The 20,157-nt window shown below is 46.6% G+C and carries 21 protein-coding genes; 19 read left to right on the top strand and 2 right to left on the bottom strand.

All coding sequences use genetic code 11. From position 1 onward, the window contains the following. The first annotated feature begins 15 nt into the window (after nucleotides 1-15). The 5 genes from ACKXF7_RS14395 (at nucleotide 16) to ACKXF7_RS14375 (ending at nucleotide 3,878) form a co-directional block, all read left to right on the top strand. Entirely contained in the window at nucleotides 16-918 is a 903-nt protein-coding gene (locus ACKXF7_RS14395) for a sugar phosphate nucleotidyltransferase (protein ID WP_423741685.1), read from the top strand. Nucleotides 919-1,069: 151 nt separating this feature from the next. Beyond that, nucleotides 1,070-1,966, top strand: a complete 897-nt coding sequence (locus tag ACKXF7_RS14390) for an SDH family Clp fold serine proteinase (protein ID WP_423741684.1) — start codon at nucleotides 1,070-1,072, stop codon at nucleotides 1,964-1,966. Between the two features lie 264 nt (nucleotides 1,967-2,230). Continuing rightward, complete coding sequence (locus ACKXF7_RS14385) at nucleotides 2,231-2,563, top strand: hypothetical protein (RefSeq protein WP_423741683.1); 333 nt, start codon at nucleotides 2,231-2,233, stop codon at nucleotides 2,561-2,563. Nucleotides 2,564-2,697: 134 nt separating this feature from the next. Further along, a complete protein-coding gene (locus ACKXF7_RS14380; RefSeq protein ID WP_423741682.1) occupies nucleotides 2,698-3,081 on the top strand; it encodes a VOC family protein in 384 nt (127 codons plus the stop codon). A 2-nt stretch (nucleotides 3,082-3,083) separates the two neighbouring features. Then, complete coding sequence (locus ACKXF7_RS14375) at nucleotides 3,084-3,878, top strand: hypothetical protein (RefSeq protein WP_423741681.1); 795 nt, start codon at nucleotides 3,084-3,086, stop codon at nucleotides 3,876-3,878. 116 nt (nucleotides 3,879-3,994) lie between these two features. Here the strand turns inward: ACKXF7_RS14375 and ACKXF7_RS14370 are convergent, their stop codons facing one another. Further along, nucleotides 3,995-4,822, bottom strand: coding sequence for an alpha/beta fold hydrolase (locus tag ACKXF7_RS14370; protein WP_423741680.1), 828 nt, complete (start codon nucleotides 4,820-4,822; stop codon nucleotides 3,995-3,997). A gap of 979 nt (nucleotides 4,823-5,801) precedes the next feature. Here ACKXF7_RS14370 and ACKXF7_RS14365 point away from each other — a divergent pair. The 11 genes from ACKXF7_RS14365 (at nucleotide 5,802) to ACKXF7_RS14315 (ending at nucleotide 16,145) form a co-directional block, all read left to right on the top strand. After that, entirely contained in the window at nucleotides 5,802-6,197 is a 396-nt protein-coding gene (locus ACKXF7_RS14365) for a plasmid mobilization protein (RefSeq protein ID WP_423741679.1), read from the top strand. Continuing rightward, nucleotides 6,169-7,830 carry a relaxase/mobilization nuclease domain-containing protein gene (locus ACKXF7_RS14360; protein ID WP_423741678.1) on the top strand — a complete coding sequence of 554 codons (1,662 nt, stop codon included), beginning with the start codon at nucleotides 6,169-6,171 and terminating at the stop codon, nucleotides 7,828-7,830. Before ACKXF7_RS14365 ends, ACKXF7_RS14360 begins: the two co-directional genes overlap by 29 nt. Nucleotides 7,831-7,935: 105 nt before the next feature. Next, on the top strand, nucleotides 7,936-8,637 hold the full coding sequence (locus ACKXF7_RS14355) for a replication initiator protein A (protein ID WP_423741677.1): 702 nt from the start codon (nucleotides 7,936-7,938) through the stop codon (nucleotides 8,635-8,637). Further along, nucleotides 8,634-9,470: an ATP-binding protein gene (locus ACKXF7_RS14350; protein WP_423741676.1), complete on the top strand. Its 837-nt coding sequence runs from the start codon at nucleotides 8,634-8,636 to the stop codon at nucleotides 9,468-9,470. Before ACKXF7_RS14355 ends, ACKXF7_RS14350 begins: the two co-directional genes overlap by 4 nt. Before the next feature lie 33 nt (nucleotides 9,471-9,503). Beyond that, nucleotides 9,504-9,761 (top strand): DUF6870 family protein, encoded by a 258-nt coding sequence (locus ACKXF7_RS14345; RefSeq protein WP_423741675.1) that lies wholly within the window; start codon nucleotides 9,504-9,506, stop codon nucleotides 9,759-9,761. Between the two features lie 309 nt (nucleotides 9,762-10,070). Continuing rightward, complete coding sequence (locus tag ACKXF7_RS14340; RefSeq protein WP_423741674.1) at nucleotides 10,071-11,672, top strand: recombinase family protein; 1,602 nt, start codon at nucleotides 10,071-10,073, stop codon at nucleotides 11,670-11,672. 16 nt (nucleotides 11,673-11,688) lie between these two features. Beyond that, nucleotides 11,689-13,266 (top strand): recombinase family protein, encoded by a 1,578-nt coding sequence (locus ACKXF7_RS14335; RefSeq protein WP_423741673.1) that lies wholly within the window; start codon nucleotides 11,689-11,691, stop codon nucleotides 13,264-13,266. 19 nt (nucleotides 13,267-13,285) lie between these two features. Further along, nucleotides 13,286-13,669, top strand: a complete 384-nt coding sequence (locus ACKXF7_RS14330; RefSeq protein ID WP_223387232.1) for a TnpV protein — start codon at nucleotides 13,286-13,288, stop codon at nucleotides 13,667-13,669. 7 nt (nucleotides 13,670-13,676) lie between these two features. Beyond that, nucleotides 13,677-15,290 (top strand): recombinase family protein, encoded by a 1,614-nt coding sequence (locus tag ACKXF7_RS14325; protein WP_423741672.1) that lies wholly within the window; start codon nucleotides 13,677-13,679, stop codon nucleotides 15,288-15,290. A gap of 55 nt (nucleotides 15,291-15,345) precedes the next feature. Further along, entirely contained in the window at nucleotides 15,346-15,867 is a 522-nt protein-coding gene (locus ACKXF7_RS14320; protein WP_349935270.1) for a hypothetical protein, read from the top strand. 17 nt (nucleotides 15,868-15,884) lie between these two features. Continuing rightward, nucleotides 15,885-16,145, top strand: a complete 261-nt coding sequence (locus ACKXF7_RS14315) for a hypothetical protein (protein ID WP_097777541.1) — start codon at nucleotides 15,885-15,887, stop codon at nucleotides 16,143-16,145. 125 nt (nucleotides 16,146-16,270) lie between these two features. Here ACKXF7_RS14315 and ACKXF7_RS14310 read toward each other — a convergent pair whose 3' ends face one another. Next, nucleotides 16,271-16,612: a helix-turn-helix domain-containing protein gene (locus ACKXF7_RS14310; protein WP_423741671.1), complete on the bottom strand. Its 342-nt coding sequence runs from the start codon at nucleotides 16,610-16,612 to the stop codon at nucleotides 16,271-16,273. A gap of 256 nt (nucleotides 16,613-16,868) precedes the next feature. Here ACKXF7_RS14310 and ACKXF7_RS14305 point away from each other — a divergent pair, with 256 nt between their 5' ends. Genes ACKXF7_RS14305 through ACKXF7_RS14295 form a run of 3 tightly spaced genes read left to right on the top strand, consistent with a single transcriptional unit; the run spans nucleotide 16,869 to nucleotide 20,153 of the window. Continuing rightward, the gene (locus ACKXF7_RS14305; RefSeq protein ID WP_423741670.1) at nucleotides 16,869-17,858 is read left to right on the top strand and encodes an AAA family ATPase; all 990 of its coding nucleotides are present in this window, start codon (nucleotides 16,869-16,871) and stop codon (nucleotides 17,856-17,858) included. Next, nucleotides 17,842-18,333: a hypothetical protein gene (locus ACKXF7_RS14300; RefSeq protein WP_423741669.1), complete on the top strand. Its 492-nt coding sequence runs from the start codon at nucleotides 17,842-17,844 to the stop codon at nucleotides 18,331-18,333. The genes ACKXF7_RS14305 and ACKXF7_RS14300 overlap by 17 nt, the downstream gene beginning before the upstream one ends. After that, nucleotides 18,330-20,153, top strand: a complete 1,824-nt coding sequence (locus tag ACKXF7_RS14295) for a recombinase family protein (protein ID WP_423741668.1) — start codon at nucleotides 18,330-18,332, stop codon at nucleotides 20,151-20,153. Before ACKXF7_RS14300 ends, ACKXF7_RS14295 begins: the two co-directional genes overlap by 4 nt. Nucleotides 20,154-20,157: the final 4 nt, after the last annotated feature.

Below are 20,157 nucleotides of genomic sequence, written 5' to 3'. Positions count from 1 at the left end.
CTTGGAGAAAAAACAATGAATACAACATTACTTATCATGGCAGCTGGTATCGGCAGCCGATTTGGAACGGGAATTAAGCAGTTGGAGCCGGTTGATGATGCTAACCATATCATTATGGACTATTCCATCCATGATGCAATCGAAGCAGGATTTAATCATGTGGTATTTATCATCCGCAAGGATATCGAGAAAGAGTTCAAAGAGGTTATCGGTGATCGTATTGACTCTATTTGCTCCTCTCATAATGTAACTGTTGACTATGCTTTCCAGGATATTAACGATATTCCGGAGACTATGCCAGAAGGTCGGACAAAGCCGTGGGGAACCGGTCAGGCTGTGCTTGCAGCGAAAAATGTGATTGATACCCCGTTTATTGTGATTAATGCAGATGATTACTATGGTAAGGAGGGCTTTAAGGCTGTTCATGAGTATCTGGTGAATGGCGGTAAGTCCTGTATGGCAGGTTTTGTTCTGAAAAATACGCTGTCCGATAATGGTGGTGTGACCCGTGGCATCTGCAAGATGGACGATCAGAATAATCTGACTGAGGTTGTAGAGACCAAGAATATTGTAAAAACTGCAACTGGGGCAGAAACAGAAGGCGTAGCTGTTGATGTAAATTCTCTTGTTTCCATGAATATGTGGGGCTTGACACCGGAGTTTTTGGATGTGCTGGAAGCTGGCTTTAAGGAGTTCTTTAAGATAGAGGTCCCGGGCAATCCGCTGAAAGCAGAGTATCTGATTCCAATCTTCATCGGTGAGCTGCTGGAGCAGGGCAAGATGTCTGTGAAGGTTCTGAAGACCAACGACACCTGGTACGGCATGACCTACCATGAGGATGTTGCAGCAGTAAAGGACAGCTTTAAGAAAATGTTAGAAAAAGGCGTGTACAAGGCTGATTTATTTACAGACTTATGATATACTAGAATTAAGTATTTGTGCTCATTTAAGTTTTATATGTCTTTCTGTGTTGCACGATATATAACGTTAATAAGGAAAGAGCACAAATGGTGATGAAACAATATACTTTTGTGGAAAAAATAGATAGTAAATACAAAGGAGTGAAAACATGGGAAGCTGGAATGATATTCTTAAGGAAGTAAATGAAACTCAGTCTCAGTATGATTATGTTCGACGCAAGTATTTGAAAGAGCTTTCCGATTACACTGGAAGAAATACAATAGCGTATTATTCATCGTGGCTTAATAAACAAGGGAACAATTTAGACATTAATGACGCTGATATGACAGGATTCATGGCGTGTGTTCATGGATTAGATTGTACTAAGGGACTGGATTTAGTTTTACATACGCCTGGTGGTTCACCAGCAGCAGCGGAGGCAATTGTTAGTTATCTTAGAGCAAAATTTGGAAATGATATCAGAGTGATTGTTCCACAGTTGGCGATGTCTGCAGGAACAATGATTGCCTGTTCTGCAAAAGAAATTATAATGGGAAAACAGTCTAGCTTGGGGCCAATTGATCCGCAATTTAATGGAATTCCCGCATATAATATAATGATGGAATTTGAAGAAGCAAAGAGAGATTTGCTGGCTGACCCAAATAACGCACGGTATTGGGCAATAAAGCTTCAACAGTATCCAGCTGCATTTATGAAAACAGCTATTGACGCGATTCAACTTTCTGGTAAACTTATAGAAGAATGGCTTGGAACATGTATGTTTGATAAGAATAATCCAAGTGATCAGGCTATTATTGCTACAATTGTGTCTAAACTGAATGAACATGACGATTCAAAAATTCATGGAAGGCATTTGAATGCAGAATTCTGCAAGAAAATTGGGTTAAAGATTTCAATGATGGAGGATGACGGAGAGTTACAGGATAAGATTCTTTCATTACATCATGCGTATATGATTACTTTGGATGGAACTCCTGCAATTAAGATTATAGAAAATCAAAATAAGAAATCCGTTATTTCTAATATTCAAATTATGGCGAGGTAATTTATTATGAAAACAGTAGAGTTGATAGAAATTGAAAAATTGTATATGGACTGTCATGTGGAAATGGTGAAAAATCAGCCAATCAGAACATCTTTAAATACTGGGTCCATGAATAACAGATTGAATTGTGATTATAGTTTTATGAACAGAAATTCAATTTCTTCAAATTACAATAATACGGTTATTCACAATGAAGGTGAATGATTGTTGTAATGCGTGAAAGTTCTACTGCTTTATAAGAATTAGAAAACGAGGTTATCACCTATGCCCAGAACGAAAGGCAGCAAAAACCGTCCCAAAACCAATACGACCAAAGACTACGCATCCCAAATCACAGAGAAGCAGGAGGCTATTGCGTCCCTGAATACTGAGATTGCATCCATCACCGCCAACATTGACACTTTGAAGGCTGATCTAAAAGAAAAGAAGACTGCTCTGAAGAAGGCCGAAAAAGAAGTGGCATCTTTGGAAGCAAAGAAGGCAAAGGCAGATGCGAACGCCGCTGAAGAAGCTAAGAAGGCTGAAGCCGAAGCAGTGCTGAAGAAGCTGCTGGCCAGCGGCATGAGTGCGGATGAGATTCTGGAAAAGCTGAAATAAACAAGAACCAAAAAATAAATGCCGTGTGGACAAACTGAACTCCAGGAGTTCACACGGCATTTTTTGAAGGCTGCCATATAGTTTATAACGAAAATAAAAGAAGAACAAAATTTAAAGAAATGGAGCGTGAGAAAATGAACTTATCTAAAATACATCATATTGCAATTATCGTATCTGACTACGAAGCCGCAAAGAATTTTTATGTAAACAAGCTGGGCTTCTCTGTTATCAGGGAAAACTATCGCCCGGAGCGTAAGGACTGGAAACTGGATCTGCGTGTCAATGAATACACAGAGTTGGAGATTTTTGCAGAAGAAAACCCGCCGAAGCGTGTGAACCGTCCCGAAGCCTGTGGCCTGCGTCATCTTGCATTCTGTGTGGAGAGCGTGGAGCAGACGGTGAAAGAGCTGGCAGAAGTTGGGATTGAATGTGAGCCAATCCGTGTGGATGATTACACCGGCAAGAAGATGACATTCTTCCACGACCCGGATGGACTGCCGCTGGAACTGCACGAATAATTATGGGAGAGAAAAGAGCATATAAAGCCAGAAAGCCTGGCGGCGGCCGGAAAAAGTTAAAGCCGGAATACGATGCCGGGAAGAATCTGAAAGATCAGATGGATGCGGCTGTGGCACTCTATGAGGAGGACTGCTCCCTCCAATCCATCGCCGATGTGCTAAACCTAAACCCAATCAAAGTGAGAAAGCTACTCATCACAGCTGGAGTGTATGAATCGAATGCGGCGAAGAAAGTGAAAAACACTTTTGAAGAGTATAGAAAAACACAGGACTACAAAACCGCCATACTATCAACTGCAGCAGTTCTTAAACTTTCCAAAGCCTCCGTCACATCGTACCTGCCTTATGAAAAAGGCGTGTACTTCCCAAGCGCAGCAGATAAAGAGAAAATCAGCGTAGGAGCAGAGCGGCAGCGGAGATACAGAGCAATGAAGCGGTGGAGGGCTGATCCGACAGAAGAAAACTTCTGGAGAGTGGTTCTGGCTTATGCCGGGATAAAATCTAAAACCTATTCCGGCCTACCATTTACTTATGAGGTGAGGAAAGGCAGAAACGGCGAGTACACAAAAGAGCTGTGGATTGACAGGCGGGAGAAAAGCAAGAGTCTGGCGTGGAGTTCTGTGCTGCTGGCTCTGGGCAATATTAAAAAGGTAGGAGAAGTAGTTGAACGTCCTAAAGCGCTGGGCGATATCCGGGGTGTGACCTATATATACGGAATGTTCTATCGATTCGGACTGATCAACGTGCCGGATGAAGCAAAAGAAAAGATGAAGAAAGCATTCGGAAAATCGTTCTGACACGGATGCCGCAGAGGGGGGGAAGAAGCATCACCCAATGTTTGAGGTCATTGCGTGACCCGGAGATTACACAAAAAATCCACCTGCGGAATGAACCACAGGCGGCTGAAATCACATTATAGCTTATTCAAAAAGTCTTCCAGAACATGGTTCCACTTTTCGGGGTACTCATAGAACATCAGGTGACCACCCATGACGTAGGTGCCGTAACCGGGAAGCTGTGCTTCGACAAAGGGCTTTGCAATGTCCTGCCAGTGTTCTGCAATGAACATCAGGCTGGGCAGAGTTGCACCGACATCTTTTGCGATTTCAAGATAGTTGGAGAACACAGCGTCGCAGAACAGCTGACGGCAGATCCAGTATGGTGTGCGGCCGGAAATATCCAGCAGATACTCCAGCTCATCAGGCTTCATCTTATGCTGGATCATAACACCAGTCGCATATTCGCTGAAGAATTCACGGCAGCCCTCAGAAGAAGTCAGTACCTGCGTGGCGACCTGAGACAGCTCTTCAATCGTGCCCTCAGTCCACCACTTCGGGTCAGGGGAGAGCGGGAGCGGAGACATATCGATAGTCACAACGCCGCGCAGCTTGTCTTTGCCGAACTGCTGCACGTAGCTCCATGTATCAAGGTTGCCCGTGCTCCAGCCAATCAGGACAATATCTTTGAGACCCAATGCATCAATCAGACCTGCTACATCGCGGCCGTGAGTCAGGTAGTCGTTGCCATCCACGGTTTTGGCAGAATAGCCTTGGCCGCGAGGATCGATAGCAATGACACGATATTCAGAGGAGAAATACTCCAGTTGGTTCTTGAAAATCTCACCAGAGAAGGTCAGGCCGGGAATGAAGACCAACGGTTTACCTTCGCCTTTTTCCAAGATATGTAACTCCACACCGGGGGCTACAGTGACATACTTGCTTTCAATACGATCTTTTGCCATGAGAAAACCTCCCAACAAAATCTATAAATCGAATTGGCTTGTCTGAATTATATATCTGAAAAAAGAGAAACGCAATAGCTTGATAGAAACTGCACTGCTGTAATCTGCAAAAATTTTCAGTGCATGAATATCAGTAACAGTTACACAATGTTAAAATGGCAATATGTCCACGATGAGCAGGCGCAACACCTGTCTGCCGCAGTATTTTTACTTTATAAGACATCTCTATGGATGACGGTAAGGTTCGATTTTGAACTTTGCCGTTTTTCTTTTTGTCCAAATTTGTAAAATTTTCAAAACTGTATTCCAAAACGGCCCTGCGGATTCCTATTAGTGTAGGGGCTTTCAAAATCTTTTGTGAAACGGCTTTCCTCTAGTTTTATGAGTGGAAAATAAACAAAATCCATGTTCTAAAATTAGGTAGTTCAACAAAATTTGAAAAACTGGTTGCCAAAAATCCATTTTAGATTGTTATAGGTAGAGGGGAACGTTGGAAAAATGAATTTTCTTTGAACTTTTAAAAGACCCAGTTTAAAAACACCCCTTAAAGTTTGTATAGGGTATAGGAAGTATTTTCAAAAGTAAGCCAATTCGCTACGGCATCACTTCTGAAAATCCCTAATTCCTTACAAAGTCACATCACACCTTGAAAATTTCATGAACCACCCCAGCAGGATACCTCTGGTACTGAATGTGCATTCTGCGCGTCTTACCGGAAAATACGCCGGAGAAAATCGGGCAGGAACGGGCCGGGACAGAGTGGACGGTAATTAAGAGCAAGATTCGCCTTTGTATACGAAACTGCTCCTGCGGGCGGTTTCTCCACGGCGGCATCTTGATGGGGATTGCGCTCCCCATACCCTCACATCGTGCAAAATCACACGATTTTGCCTGTTGGTGGCCTGCCGCAGCAGGTCACAGCCGGAGTGCAAACGCACTGCCGGGAAAATCAAATTCTTGATTTTGGAAAGGAGACCCCATGCCACGAACGAAGAAAAAAGTGAAATCTATCGTAAAGACAAAAGTAATCTCCGTACGAGTAACAGAAACAGTACATGAACTTTTACACCGGCAGGCAGAAGATGCAGGAATGACCCTCTCTGAATTTGCAGCGCAGATGCTGATGAAAGGCCGCGTGAATACTTCGTATGTGTTCTACGTCCACCCGGACGAAATCGAAGCAATCACACAGGAGTTTGCTGCCATCGGGAATAATCTGAACCAGATTGCGGCGTTCTTCAACAGCGGCGGTATCCAGTCGCGCGCTATGCTCGAAAACATCAACCATGCAATTTCCTGTATTTTTGAAATGCGGGAGCAGGTCGCAGAAATGGCAGGGAAGAACTATGGCAATCTTAAAGCACATCGCAAGTAAGAGTTCCAGCTATGGTGCTGCACTGGAGTATCTGATTTTCAAGCATGATGAGCTTCGGAAAACTCCGATTCTTGACCAGAACGGAAATCGTATCATGCGAGATGAGTTTTATCTGGACGGCCTGAACTGTGAACCCTATTCCTTTGATGCGGCCTGCCAGCAGTTGAACCGCGAGTACCAGAAAAACAAAAACAAGAATGAAATCAAAAGCCACCATTACATCATCAGCTTTGATCCACGGGACAGCACAGAAAATTGTTTGACGGGGAAACGGGCGCAGGAGCTTGGACTGGAATACGCAAAAGCAAATTTTCCGGGGCATCAGGCATTGGTCTGCACGCACATGGACGGTCATAATGGCAGCGGCAATATTCATGTACATATCGTAATCAACAGTTTGCGAAAACTGGATGTGCCTAAGCAGCCCTTTATGGAGCGGCCCATCGATTGCAAGGCAGGGTACAAGCACCATGTAACAAACGAGTACCTGAAGCATCTGCAGAAATCCCTCATGGATTTGTGCTGCCGTGAATTTCTGCATCAGGTCGATTTACTGTCACCCTCCAGAACGGGCGTGACCGAAGCGGAGTATTGGGCACAGCGGCAGCTAGATGAGAAAAAGCAGGAAATCGAAAGAGAAGAGCTTGCGCCAAACCCGACAAGGTTTCAAACGCAGAAGCAGCTTATCCGGGATGCCGTTGCCGCTGCTCGTGAGAAAGCAATCTCGTATGAAGATTTTCAAGACATCCTGCAGGATGAATACAACATTTTCGTCAAAACCCAACGTGGGCGTTATAGCTATCTGCCGCCGGAACGGAACAAGTTCATATCGGAGCGTTCTCTGGGAGAAAGCTGCAAAAGAAAATGTCTGGAAGGATTCTTTGTTCAGAACGCCGAGAAGAATCTGCGGTACAAGGAAGATCCCATACTGATCTTTACGACCAGAACCAGGCTGCGGCTTGTTGTGGACCTGCAGGAGAATGTCAAGGCACAGGAAAATCTGGCCTATGCGCTAAAGGTCAAAATCAGCAATTTGCAGAAAATGGCTGAAACACTGGTATGGGTGCAGGAAAACAACATCAACGACCTGACAGAACTGAACGATCTGTGTAAGACAGCACAGGCCAATGCACAGGCTGCGTATGAACGGCTGTCACAGGCAGAGGATGAACTGTACAAAACCAATGAACAGATTCATTATGCGGGGCAGTATCTTTCTACAAAAGATGTCCAGCAGCAATTTGCGAAGGCGATTTTTAAGAAAAAATTCCGTGCAGAGCATTCCAAGGAATTGGACGCCTATGCAGAATCCGTGAAATATTTCCGAGAAGAAAATGATGGAAAGCTGCCATCGCTGAAATCCTTGAAAAAACGGAAGGAAGAGCTGATCAAAGAAATCGTGGAAAAGAAAAAGGCATATGCTCCCCTGAAAGAAGAATCTCGGCGTCTGGAAATTGCATCGGATAATGTGTACAGCATCTTCCAAAAAACCAATGAGATGAAATCCGACCTTGCATGGAAACGCGAGTGGGAAGCCAAAGTCCGCGAAAAGGCAAGGCAGGAGCAGGCCCGACAGGAACAGCGAGAGCGTCAGCCAAAACGCAAAAAGCGCAGCTATGATATGAGTCTGTAAGCAGCAGGGTCTTCCACCCCGCACCCCCGGAACCCAGCCGGATGTGTAAGCCCGTGCAGGACTTTCCCATTCGGCAAGGACTTTTGAAAACGATTAGGAGGAAGTTTGAGTAAAGAGTACATCAAGGCACAAACCCCACTACCCGCTTATTTCCCTTATCCGAAATTTCTGCTGCAGATGAGCCTTTCCCATATGGCACGATTGACGTATGTTTTGCTGCTGGACCGCATGACCCTTTCGCAGAAGAACGGCTGGGTGGATGTGCAGGGCCGGGCATATGTGCTCTATCCGTTGGCAGGGCTGGCGGCAGATTTGCAAAGCAGCATTTCCAGTGTCACCCGTGCCCTGCGGGAACTGGAAGCCGCACGGCTGATCGAACGGCGGTCCAATGGCTTTTCCAAGCCAAACCAGGTGTTCCTAAGCTTCCCATCTACTGCGCAGAAATGCACAGTCGAGATGGTCAAAAATGAGCAGCCTGATTGCTCAAAAGTGAGCAATACGATTGTGCAAAACTGCACACCTAACCAAATAAATAAGAACAACCTAAGATTGAACCAACTGAGTAGAACCAAAGAAGCGTATGGGCGATATCGGAATGTTTTTCTGGAAGATTATTCGAAACTGGAAATGGAAATTGCAGAGTTGGATTCCCTGATTGATGACCTTTCAATCTATATGCAGTCTACAGGCAAGAAGTATGCAGACCATGCGGCGACCCTGCGCAGTTGGTCAGCACGAAAGAGAAAGCAACAGAAACCGGGAACAGGCATCCCGGACTATACCTACAACGAGGAGGAAAGTTTATGACGGAAACGATCCAGACAGCGATGGACAGGCTTATGACGATCTCTGCAGAGCCGCAGGACTACATTGCGGGAGATGGGCTGCTGTACTGCGGCAGCTGCAATACACCCAAGGAAGCATTCTTCCCGAACGGCATAAAACTGTTTGGGCGTGACCGCCATCCGGCTGAATGCCGGTGCAGGCAGGCTACAAGGAAAAAGCAAGAGAAAGAAGAACGTGCAAGGCTGCATTACGAGAAAGTGCAGCGGCTGAAGCTGCAGGGCTTTACCGACTGGGCGATACAGCACTGGACATTTGCAAACGATCACGGACAAAATCCACAGATGCAGTTGGCACAGCGGTATGTGGCCCACTGGCCGGAAATGCGGGAAAAGAATGTGGGGCTGCTGCTCTGGGGCGGTGTTGGTACAGGCAAGAGTTTTATGGCGGGTTGCATTGCCAATGCCCTGATGGAACAGGAAGTGGCCGTCTGCATGACGAATTTTGCCCGAATCATGAATGAACTGAATAACGCCTTTTCCGGGCGGAATGAAGTCGTGGACAGGCTCTGCGGCTATCCGTTGCTTGTCATTGACGATTTCGGCATGGAGCGGGGCACGGAATATGCGCTGGAGCAGATTTACAACATTATCGACAGCCGTTACCGCAGCAGGAAACCACTGATCGTTACCACGAACCTGACCCTGACGGAGTTGAAAAACCCGCAGGATACCGCTCACGCCCGTATCTATGACCGTCTGCTGGAACTGTGTACCCCGATTGCCTGCACAGGCCCCAGCATGAGAAAGGATATAGGACAGGCAAAATTGAACTTGCTGAAAACACTTCTGGCTTGAATGGGAGGAACGCGATTGCAAGAAAACGGCAGAATGAATTGGCTGGCGCAGATCCGCCAGATGAAGAACCGGGACATCCGCACGATTGAACAGTCTGAACTGGAGGAACTGCCGCAGGATGCAGTGGAACACGGACTGCCGCAGGAGGAAAGGCTGAAAAATCTGCTGGATAAGGTCCGAAATCCTTATTGCTATCTGGACAACGGAATTATTGTGAAGCTGAATTTCGCACCGAGAGGGAGCAGCACACTGTCTGAGCGCGTTGGCAGATGCTTTCAGTCTGCCAGCTGAAAAGGCAGAGAAACTTTCGGCAAGCTGCTGAAAAAACACACAGAAAATTTCACACTTTAATGCGATAAAGCACTGGACAAAGGGTGATGATTCTGGTAAGCTGTTTACGGGTAAGAAAATAGGAATGTGCCAGCTGAGCAAAGATTGCTCGGCAGGCTTGTTCTACATAGAAAAATGTGGAGCCTTTCGCTTCTCTGACGAACAGTATTGCCGATTCGTTAAGGAGGTGGAAGGCTTTTGTTATACCCTGATATCTATTCGCAGAAGAAACCGCAGCAAAATTCAACTCGTTATCGTACAGCTTTGTATTTGCGTTTATCCCGTGAAGATGGCGATAAGACAGAGAGCGACAGCATTGCAAACCAGCGCACCCTGCTGGAAGCCTATACTGCAGACCACCCGGAACTGTGCATTGTGGATGAGTTTGTGGACGATGGTTACTCCGGCTCGAACTTTGAACGGCCTGCGTTCCAAAACCTGTTCAGGGAACTGGAACAAGGGACCATAAACTGTGTTCTGGTGAAAGATCTGTCCCGCTTTGGACGAAATTACATTGAAGTGGGGCGTTATCTGGAACGTATTTTCCCGGTCATGCGGGTCCGGCTGATTGCAGTGACGGACAACTATGACAGTCAATCTGCGTGGAAGACCAGCGATTCCATCATGGTCCCAATGCGGAACCTGCTCAACGATGCGTACTGCCGGGACATTTCCGTCAAAATCAAGAGCCAGCTTGCGGTCAAGCGGAAACGCGGTGATTTTGTGGGAAGTTTTGCAGCCTATGGATACCAGAAGGATCCCAGCAATCATACCAAGCTGATTGTGGACGAACTGGCAGCGGAAACAGTGCAAGATATTTTCCGCTGGAAGATCAGTGGCATGAATAATCAGAGCATCGCAGACCGATTGAATGCGAAAAAAGTGCCGTCCCCGGCTGCGCGAAAGCTGCAGAGCGGTGCAAAGCTGAGCCTGCATTTCCGCAAGAGCGATGAGCCGCCGTGGTCTGCCAAGGCAGTGGACCGCATTCTACACAACGAGGTCTATATCGGAAAACTGGTGCAGGGAAAGACAAGGAGACTGGACTATCGCTCCAAAAAGAAAATGAATGTGCCGATGCTGGACTGGACAATCGTGGACAATACCCATGAAGCAATCGTTCCGGCAGAACAGTTTGAACTGGTGCAGAGGATTCTGGAAACCGAAACCCGTAGGCCGAACGATGCCGAAACGGTGGCCCTGTTTGCAGGATTTCTTTACTGTGGGGACTGCGGCAGCCGGCTGGTACGCAGGTCGGCCAGCTATAAAGGAAAGCGGTACATCTATTATCAGTGCTCCGGCAGCAAACAGAACAAAGGCAGTTGCACGAGCCATAATCTGCGGGATGAAAAACTCTATAATGTCGTGCGGAACGCGCTTCAGATGCAGATCCAGATTGTGATGGAGGAAGCGGAATTTGTGGAAAGCATCCGGCAGGCCCAGCAGGAACCCTACCGTGTGCGGCGCATTGAACGGCAGATTCGGCAGCTGACTGCAGAAAAGGCCCATACACAGGGAATTAAGGAAAAGCTGTACGGGGATTATGCAGACGAAATCCTCACACGGGAGGATTTTCTGAACTACAACGAACTGTACAGCAAGCGGATTGAAGAGTATAACCGCAAAATCACAGAACTGGAAGCAGAACGGCAAAACCTACAGACTGCCCCGAATGCTTATCCGTTTCTGGATGTGTACCGTAAGTATCGGAAATTGGAAGAAATCACCCGTCCGATGGTCGTGGAACTGATTGAGAAAATCGAAGTGTATGAGGGCAATCGGGTAGAAATTACGTTCCGATTCCAGGATGAAATTGCGGACCTGCTGGAAGAACTGCATCAAAAGCAGATGGGGCAGCGTGAAGTGTCTGCTTAAAAGGAGGCTGTGACTTATGGCAAGAGTAAGCAAGAAGGTAAGTGCGGCGCAGCGGGAAGCGGAAAACGCACCGCACCGTATCTGGAAAACCGCAATTTACGCACGATTGTCTGATTTCGATGATGTACTTCGGGATACGGAATCGCTGGAAGTGCAGATTTCTTACATCAAGGAGTATATCAACCACCGGGATGATTTGATGCTGCTGGATGTATTTGCGGACAAGCGGTGTACAGGGATGAACTTTGACCGCCCGGAATTTGAACGGTTGCTGAAAGCGTTGCAGGAGCGGAAAATCAACTGCATCGTGGTAAAGGACTTCTCGCGATTGGGCCGCAATTTCGTGGAAACAGGCCAGTATCTGGAACAGGTGTTTCCACTGTTCGGCGTAAGATTTATCGCCATCAATGATAATTATGACAGTCTGAACAGCCAGAACAGGGACGGGATGCTGGTGCCGATCAAGGGCATGATCAATGAGATGTACTCGAAAGACCTATCCCAGAAGATTCAGTCGTGCTTTCGCTCCAAGGAAGCACGGGGAGAAATCTATACGCTGGTTCCATTCGGCTACAAAAAGGACCAGAAGAAGCATTTGATTCTGGATGAGAAAGTCAGCGATGTGGTAGTTCGGATTTTTCTCTGGAAGAAATCCGGCATGAAAGAGCGCGAGGTTGCAAAGAAGCTGTCTGCGCAGGGAATCCCAACACCTTTTACACGCCGCTGTCAGCTGGGATACCTGAAAAACACCTTGCGGGTAAAGGACCCAGCATGGCAGACCGTTTTCGTGACAAAGGTGCTGGAAAATCCAATCTACACAGGAACAATGGTCTATAACCGCATCGCCTACGATGAAACGAATCGGAAAATCGGGCAGAATCCACGGGAAAGCTGGCGGATGGTGCCGGACAACCATCCGGCGATTATCAGCTGGGAACTGTTTGATGAAGTTTCCGCGTTGCGGGAAGCTGAGCAAGCGGTCAGGGAGGAACGGAAAACATGGTGCAAACAGCGCAGAAAGAACAATCCGAACATCTTCAAAGGCCGGATATTTTGCAAAGAGTGCGGAGAAAAGCTGGTTTGCCATTGGCAAAGGGATGGCTCGCTGTATTTTTACTGTAAATTTTGCCATGTTTCCATCTCAGAGAAAGACCTCTGGAACGGCATCCATAAGGAACTGTACCAGCGGTTAGAAGAACATAAGTACTTGAAAAAGCTGATGCAGAAGAATTCGGGAAAAAGCAACCTTGAAACAAAGAAAGTTGCATTGAGCCGTGAAATGGAACAGGTGTCGGGCAATATCGTTCGGCTGGAATCGCAGAAGCGCAGCGGCTATGAGCGGTATGTTCTCGGAAAACTTTCAAAGGAGAAATTTCTGGAACTGAAGCAGGATGCAGAAAATGAAATTGAGACATTCAGACAGACAAAAGCTGAAAAAGAGAAAGAACTGGCCGTTGTTCAAGAAGAATTGCAGCAGAAAAAGCAGATCGCAGGAAACACCGAAGTCCTTTTGACGGTAGATAATCTGCTGCAGTATGTAAAGAAAATTGAAGTGGACCGCAGGAAAATAACTTATACGGAATTTGTGTTTTAACGAAAAAGGAGAACAGACAATGAAAGAGAAAATCTATGATGCCCGGACAGGAATGGAATATGTTTTGGTGGGTGATTATTATCTGCCAGCCTTGAAACTGCCACGGACCCGTCCGATTGGCCGCTGGGGAATGCTGCACAAGGCGTACCTGAAACTGCGAAAACCAGCCTATTATCAGAGCTTGCTACTGAGCGGAAAACTGGATACTGTTTTAGCAAATGTGGAAGAGCAGGCAGTGGAACGATATGAGGTTTTGATCGAGCAGCTGAGCCAGCGGGAGGGCATATCAGAAAAACTGAAAGAAGAAAATCAGATGGAGTGGGTACGCCGTATGAGAAATCTGGAAAATCGTGCAGCAGAAATCGTAAAGGCAGAATTGATCTACACGTTTGAAAGGCGGTGAGCAGCAGATGATCGGAACCTATTACCGGCTTTCTCTTGCGGACGAGGATGTGGGTGCTGATAAGGCTGAGAGCAACAGCATTCAGGGCCAGCGCGGACTGGTAGAGGGGTACATCATAGCTCACCCGGAACTGGCTGCAGAGCCGCGTCAGGAGTACGTTGACGATGGCTACTCCGGCACATCTACAAGCCGTCCTGCATTTCAGCGGCTGATTCAGGATGCACAGGATGGCAAGACAAAAACGATTATCGTAAAGGACTTTTCCCGGTTCGCCCGTGACTATATTGAAGCAGGCGATTATATGGAGCGCATCTTCCCGTTGCTGGGCGTTCGCTTCATCTCCGTCAACGATGGGTATGACAGTGGGATGCAGGCCGGAAACGATGTGCGCGGACTGGAAGTAGCCATCAAGAACATCATCAACGCATCCTACAGCCGGGACCTTTCCGCTAAAATCGCAGCAGCCGATCATGTGATGCAGAAGAAAGGAATGTATCTCGGAGGATACCGCCCGTTTGGATTCCTACCGGACCCGAACGACTGCCATAAGCTGATCCTTGACCCGGTAGCCAGCCAGTATGTGCGCCTGGTTTTTGAACTGGCATTGCAGGGCAACAGAACAGGAACCATCGCAAAAATCCTGAACGAAAAGCAGATTCCAACTCCGGCAGCGTATCACGTGGCGGAAAATCATGTGTACAGCGAGCAGAAAGCATGGGACTTGCAGCGCAGCCATTGGACAAGCGGGACGGTTTATCATGTCCTGAAAAATGAGAAGTATAAGGGTACCTATGTGGGTGCGAAATTCATTATGCCTGTTCCCTGTAAGCATCGGGTCCTGCGCGCTCCCTTGGAACAGCAGGTACGAATTGAGGACAGCCATGCCGCCATTGTGACCCCGGAGGAATTTGAACAGGCGCAAAAGGTCATTATGCTGCAAAACGGGAACCACCAGTCCGGGAACTACACAAAACACCAGTATCCGCTGAAAGGCAAGGTCTACTGCGGTTACTGCCAGAAGCTGATGAAATATCGTGTTCTCAAGAAGCTTGGCTCCTCGTTTAACTGCAGATTTTCGGCCGCAGCGGTGGACAGCCCTTGCAAGCGAATCCCGATTTCCGAGGAACTGCTGGAACATATCGTCCGAAATGCGCTGACAGCGCAGATAAAGCAGGCAGAGTATGTACTGGAAATCCTGCACGAACGGGAACGCAAAGCGTTGATTTGCTTTTCCGCACTGGAACGGCAGGAAGAAAAGCTGAGTGCAGAAAAGGCAGAGATTGTAAAACAGCGCGTTGCACTGTATGAGCAATACGCCGACGGGAATATGAGTAAGGAAGAGTTCATCCGGCAGAGAGATGCCTACAGAGTGCAGGAAGATGAAAAGATGGAGCAGATTCAAAGGCTGCGTGCTGAGAAAAATCAAACATTCCAGCCTGTGAAGAAGGATACGGATAATTTGCAAGCCGTGATGGATACTGTGGGAGAAGCAGGCGATGTGATGCATTTGTCACAGAATGTGGCGGAAACCTTTATTGACCGCATTGAGGTTTTCAACGATAAGCGCGTGAAAATTCATTTTACATTTGAAGATGTATTGAAAAATTACGAAGCAGAGTGAGAAATGATATTTGCGTTTTTGAAAAGTTCATGCTACAATAACTATAGAAGGGAGTGTGGAGGAAATGGTTCTCCAGTACTATGTGGTAGAAAATGCGACCGGAAAACAAATTGAAATCGATATTGAATCGGCAACCAACGAAGACCTGACCTCTACAAAGGAAAAGTGGCAATCTGATTGGACGAGTGAATTTATCCGCGACCCAAAGCTGGAAAAGTATGCGGCGAAAACAGATGCTGGCGAAATTGTAGCATTGGGTGCATATCGAGAAGATGATCACGGAATATCAGTTTTTATTGCGAATATTGAAGCACATCCTGAGAGTAATCCGACAATTAGCACCGTGCGGAAATACGCAGGCATTGGTCGAATGATGATTGCTTATGGTATTCAATTGTCGATTGATAGTGGACATGGTGGTATTGTAACCTTTGAAGCAAAAACAGATGAACTGTATGATCACTACATCAAAGATTTTCATGCAGTTCCGATTTTTCAGCCACATTCGGGAGGCCCAAAGCTGCTTATGCTGGCTGATGAAGGCGCACAAGAAATTTTCAGTACCTACTTATCTTAAAGATTGGAGGGTTCAGTATGAAAGATCAAGAACTTGAGCTGCAGGTTGCTCCTATGAGCAATGATACAATGGAATATTTGAATGTTTTATTTGGCGTATGCAAACGCTTTAAAACAGATTATTACCATGCAACACCGAAGCAGCGTGAATTTATTGATGCAGTAGCTACGCACGAGTATCAGTTAATGAAAGCCCATGAGAAAGGGTTGAGCCGTGCTTCTGTCCCTCCTTTTATGGGAATGAAGCGGAGCGAACGCAGCAATAATATGCCTGCTTGATAGTAAGAGAATAAGCTAACACAATAACTGCCCGCATAAACCACAGACAGCACCCAAGATGATTCGAGGGTGCGTCTGCGGCTTATGCGGGCCTTTTTATTTTGTGATTTTAATACGGATGGATGTTAAATTCCAAGGCTGACAAGAGTGGCCTTTAACTCCCTCGCCGTGCGGATAATGATTTCCTGCTCAGTTTCGTTGCAGTCTAATAAGAGGCAATGTAAATCGGAATCAGAGGAAGAAAGAGAATAATCGAGGCTGTCAACCAGTAACGCATCGACAGAAATATGTAGAGCATTGGCGAGATCAACCAAGATTGGCAAACTGGGGGTCTTGACTCCGTTTTCAAGATAGGCAATATATTCACGACTACAGTTGGTCAAATCGGCAAGCTTTTCCTGAGTCATGCTGAACTTTAAACGATAAAAACTGATTCGTTTACCTAAAGCAATGCGATTAACGGACATAGAAAACATTCCTTTCTTACGCCCGCATAAGACATTACCATTATTTACGCTTTTAGTCGTAATAACAAGAAGAGAATAAAGAGTTCAGAGTACATAAGTGTTCACCCTCATCAATCGTGTATTCTGAAAGCAAAATGTAAACCACCTGTTTACATTCTGGAGCACGTGTAAACAGGTGGTTTACAGAAAAAATCATCTGAAAAGAGTATAATAAAAGCATGAAATCAAGCTGCGAAAATAAAGTGGGGAAAACGAAATGGAACGGCTGCTGACACTGTATAGCGAAGTTCAGTCAACGGATGTACGGTGGCTGTGGTATCCCTTTATTGCAATCGGAAAAATTACACTGCTGCAGGGTGATCCCGGCGATGGAAAATCCACTATGATGATGAATCTGATTGCAGAACTTTCAACGGGTGGTAAGACCCCGGATGGCTGTAAGATCGGCGTGCCGCAAAAAGTGATTTATCAGTGCTCCGAGGATGGCGTTTCGGATACGATAAAGCCCCGTCTGGAACGCTGCGGGGCAGACTGCAGGAAGATTGCTTTCATCAATGAAGAGGTTTATAACGGCCTCACATTGGACGATGAGCGCATCCGTCAGGCAATCATTGAATTTCGGCCTCGATTGGTCGTGATCGATCCGATTCAGGCTTATCTTGGCAGCGATTCGGATTTGCAGATCGCAGGCAGGGCACGGAAACTTATGCGCCGCCTTGGAATGTGGGCTGCGGGCTATGACTGCGCTATCGTTCTGATTGGACACCTCAACAAAAAAGAAGGCTCCAAAGGGTTGTACCGCAGTCTTGGCAGTATTGATGTTGTGGCAGCAGCACGAAGCGTCCTGCAGGTGGAGCGAGATACCGAGAATCCTGATATAAGAATCGTACATCAAATCAAAAACAGTCTTGCGCCTACGGCAGAAGACATCCGCTTTTCCATTTCTGCCGACAAGGGCTTTCGATGGCTGGAATGTAGGCCACAGCTCTTTGAAAAACAACAGCCGGACGCCGAACCTAAATTTGATACAGAGCAACAGAAAGCTGCCTACTGGATCAAGCATTTCCTTGAAAAAGGCGATATGAGCGCAAATGAAATTTATTGCCGTCTGGACAATGAGGGTGTAAGCAAACGAGTGGCACGAATGGTAAAAACAGAAATGGGAATCCACTGCTATCAGAAAAAGCGGAAATGGTATTGGAGCGTTCAGCCGGAAGAAGGTGCTATGAATGGATCGCAAGTATAAGGTTGGCGGCTATGTGAAACTTGCAAAACTGTGGGAACGCTCTAAGGATGCAGCAGTAGCCTATCACAGTTCCTACTATGCTGAAAAGTTTAGGGATGATGCGGATAAAAGGCTGGTTGGTGTCTATATTGACATCACAGGGAATAAGGAAATTTATAAACGCCCGGAAATGGTGCATCTGCTCAAAGATTGCAAAAAGGGTGCCGTCAATCTGATTTTTTCACAGACAAGGGCCTACCTTGCAGCGAATACCTGTGATTTCTGTTTTCTGCTGAAATATCTGTTTGATTTGCCGATGCGGGTGGACTTTGTTACAGACGATGACGACCAGAGAATTGACACGATTCTTGATGTTGAGAATCAACGCCAGAACCTGAAAGAATTGGCCGAAAAATATACATCAATCCGAAGGAAAGATTATCTTGAGTGGAGAATTCGACTGGAAGATGAAATGACAAAGGCTGAAGAAAAATGAACGTAGAACATATCCCAGCAGAAGATGTGGACATGCTGCCGTGTGGAGCAGACTGGCAGAGTAGGCATTTGGAGTCCGAAAAGAGAAAAGCTGAAATTCGGGACAGAATCCATAAGCAGGCAGAACAGGGCCAGAAAACGGCAAAAGACTACTTTCGTCCGGCGAAACCGACACCGTCGATTTACGACAGCGACCTGAAGCGTGTAGCGGTTTATGCCCGTGTCAGCACCTCTAGCGAAGAACAGATTTCCTCCATTGAAAATCAGACTCTGTATTACACCAAAAAGATTGCAGAAACGGAAAACTGGAATTTGCAGGACATTTACAGCGATGAAGGAAAATCCGGCACATCGCTGCGGAAACGTGATGCGTTTAAACGCATGATGCGGGATGCCAAAGACCAGAAGATGGATTTGATTATCTGTGCCAGCATTTCACGTTTTGCTCGGAATTTTTCAGATTGCATGACGCAGATCGCGGCCCTGAAAACCATGCACCCGGCACATCCCATTGGCGTGTACTTTGAAACGGAAAACATCTACACGCTGAATCCAAGCAGTCAATATAGTCTTGACATTCAGGCTCTTTTGGCAGACTGGGAATCGGGCAACAAGAGCCGCCGGATGATCCTTTCGTATGATCAGCGCATTATGACAGGTCAGTACCCGGTGGCTGACCTGATGGGGTATCGGCATACTAAGGATGGCCAGTTGGTGATCGAGCCGGAAGAAGCAAAGACGGTGCGGTTTATCTTTCTGGCATTTATTCAAGGGTATAACTATGATCAGATTGCAATGATCCTGACGCAGAAAAAGCGCAGCACCCTGCGCGGCAGGCAGGAGTGGAACGGTGTGATGGTAGCAAACATCATGAAAAATGAACGCCGCTGGGGTGATCTGGAAGCCCGGAAGAGCATCGTGGTGGACTACAAGCTGGGCAAGGTCACAAAGAATAATGGGAATCGCTGCTCTGCCTATGTCCCGGAACATCACGAAGCGATTGTTTCGCCGGAGATTGCACGGGCTGCACATCTTGTGGCATCCAGCAGCAAAAAGTGCGGTGTGCAGGATATTGTGGTAATCCGACAGGGAGCATTGAAAGGCTTTGTGGGTATCCATCCGAACTGGAACGGTATCAATGCCGAAAGCATCCGCAGCCTTTGCCTGAGCACCTATCTGCCGGAAGAGGTGGCGAAACTGAACAAGATGGCAGAAATGCGGTCTGGAAAGAAGTTGGATATGGCATTGCCATCTGATTATTTGACTGTATCTGGCATATGTTTTATCAATCAAAGCAGCCCGATTATGACGATTTCTAAAAATGGAATCCGTTTCAGCAAGGCTTGCCACACCCGGCTGGACAACTGCGAATATGTGGAACTGCTCTATCATCCGATTCTGCAGGTCGTGATTTTACGAAAGAGCGATCATGGCTCTTCAACGGCGATGCACTGGCAAGATGACAATGACGTTCATAGTGCCTTTTCAGCCAGAGCGTTTTCTGGCCTGATCCTTCAAACGTTGAACTGGAGAAGGAATTGCCGCTATCGGTGCCGTGGTATCTGCCGAGGTCAGGGAAATGCAAAATTTCTGATTTTTGAATTAGATGAGTCCCGGATTTTGACTGGGAAAAATCAGTATGAACAAGAAAATTGTTCGATGAATCTGAAATGCCGGCTATATCGGAGTAAATGGGTTCAGAGCATTACAGTTAGTGATGTGATGGAATCTGGCCAAGTCGTAGAAAATCCCATGATTGGTGCAATTCCAAGCAGAAATGAAGTTCAACGTGAACTGGATGATCTTTTGATGTCGATGTAGGAGG

Source organism: Faecalibacterium sp. 7 (assembly GCF_049562865.1).
GTDB lineage: Bacteria > Bacillota > Clostridia > Oscillospirales > Ruminococcaceae > Faecalibacterium > Faecalibacterium wellingii.
The sequence above is the reverse complement of the archived record's forward strand: the minus strand, read 5'-3'. Positions and strand labels throughout refer to the sequence as shown.

Bases quoted from the DNA above. Each gene is read 5' to 3' on its own strand.
- ACKXF7_RS14395 (WP_423741685.1), top strand. From the start codon at position 16: ATGAATACAACATTACTTATCATGGCAGCTGGTATCGGCAGCCGATTT.
- ACKXF7_RS14390 (WP_423741684.1), top strand. From the start codon at position 1,070: ATGGGAAGCTGGAATGATATTCTTAAGGAAGTAAATGAAACTCAGTCT.
- ACKXF7_RS14385 (WP_423741683.1), top strand. From the start codon at position 2,231: ATGCCCAGAACGAAAGGCAGCAAAAACCGTCCCAAAACCAATACGACC.
- ACKXF7_RS14380 (WP_423741682.1), top strand. From the start codon at position 2,698: ATGAACTTATCTAAAATACATCATATTGCAATTATCGTATCTGACTAC.
- ACKXF7_RS14375 (WP_423741681.1), top strand. From the start codon at position 3,084: ATGGGAGAGAAAAGAGCATATAAAGCCAGAAAGCCTGGCGGCGGCCGG.
- ACKXF7_RS14370 (WP_423741680.1), bottom strand. From the start codon at position 4,822: ATGGCAAAAGATCGTATTGAAAGCAAGTATGTCACTGTAGCCCCCGGT.
- ACKXF7_RS14365 (WP_423741679.1), top strand. From the start codon at position 5,802: ATGCCACGAACGAAGAAAAAAGTGAAATCTATCGTAAAGACAAAAGTA.
- ACKXF7_RS14360 (WP_423741678.1), top strand. From the start codon at position 6,169: ATGGCAATCTTAAAGCACATCGCAAGTAAGAGTTCCAGCTATGGTGCT.
- ACKXF7_RS14350 (WP_423741676.1), top strand. From the start codon at position 8,634: ATGACGGAAACGATCCAGACAGCGATGGACAGGCTTATGACGATCTCT.
- ACKXF7_RS14345 (WP_423741675.1), top strand. From the start codon at position 9,504: ATGAATTGGCTGGCGCAGATCCGCCAGATGAAGAACCGGGACATCCGC.
- ACKXF7_RS14335 (WP_423741673.1), top strand. From the start codon at position 11,689: ATGGCAAGAGTAAGCAAGAAGGTAAGTGCGGCGCAGCGGGAAGCGGAA.
- ACKXF7_RS14330 (WP_223387232.1), top strand. From the start codon at position 13,286: ATGAAAGAGAAAATCTATGATGCCCGGACAGGAATGGAATATGTTTTG.
- ACKXF7_RS14325 (WP_423741672.1), top strand. From the start codon at position 13,677: ATGATCGGAACCTATTACCGGCTTTCTCTTGCGGACGAGGATGTGGGT.
- ACKXF7_RS14315 (WP_097777541.1), top strand. From the start codon at position 15,885: ATGAAAGATCAAGAACTTGAGCTGCAGGTTGCTCCTATGAGCAATGAT.
- ACKXF7_RS14310 (WP_423741671.1), bottom strand. From the start codon at position 16,612: ATGTCCGTTAATCGCATTGCTTTAGGTAAACGAATCAGTTTTTATCGT.
- ACKXF7_RS14305 (WP_423741670.1), top strand. From the start codon at position 16,869: ATGGAACGGCTGCTGACACTGTATAGCGAAGTTCAGTCAACGGATGTA.
- ACKXF7_RS14300 (WP_423741669.1), top strand. From the start codon at position 17,842: ATGGATCGCAAGTATAAGGTTGGCGGCTATGTGAAACTTGCAAAACTG.
- ACKXF7_RS14295 (WP_423741668.1), top strand. From the start codon at position 18,330: ATGAACGTAGAACATATCCCAGCAGAAGATGTGGACATGCTGCCGTGT.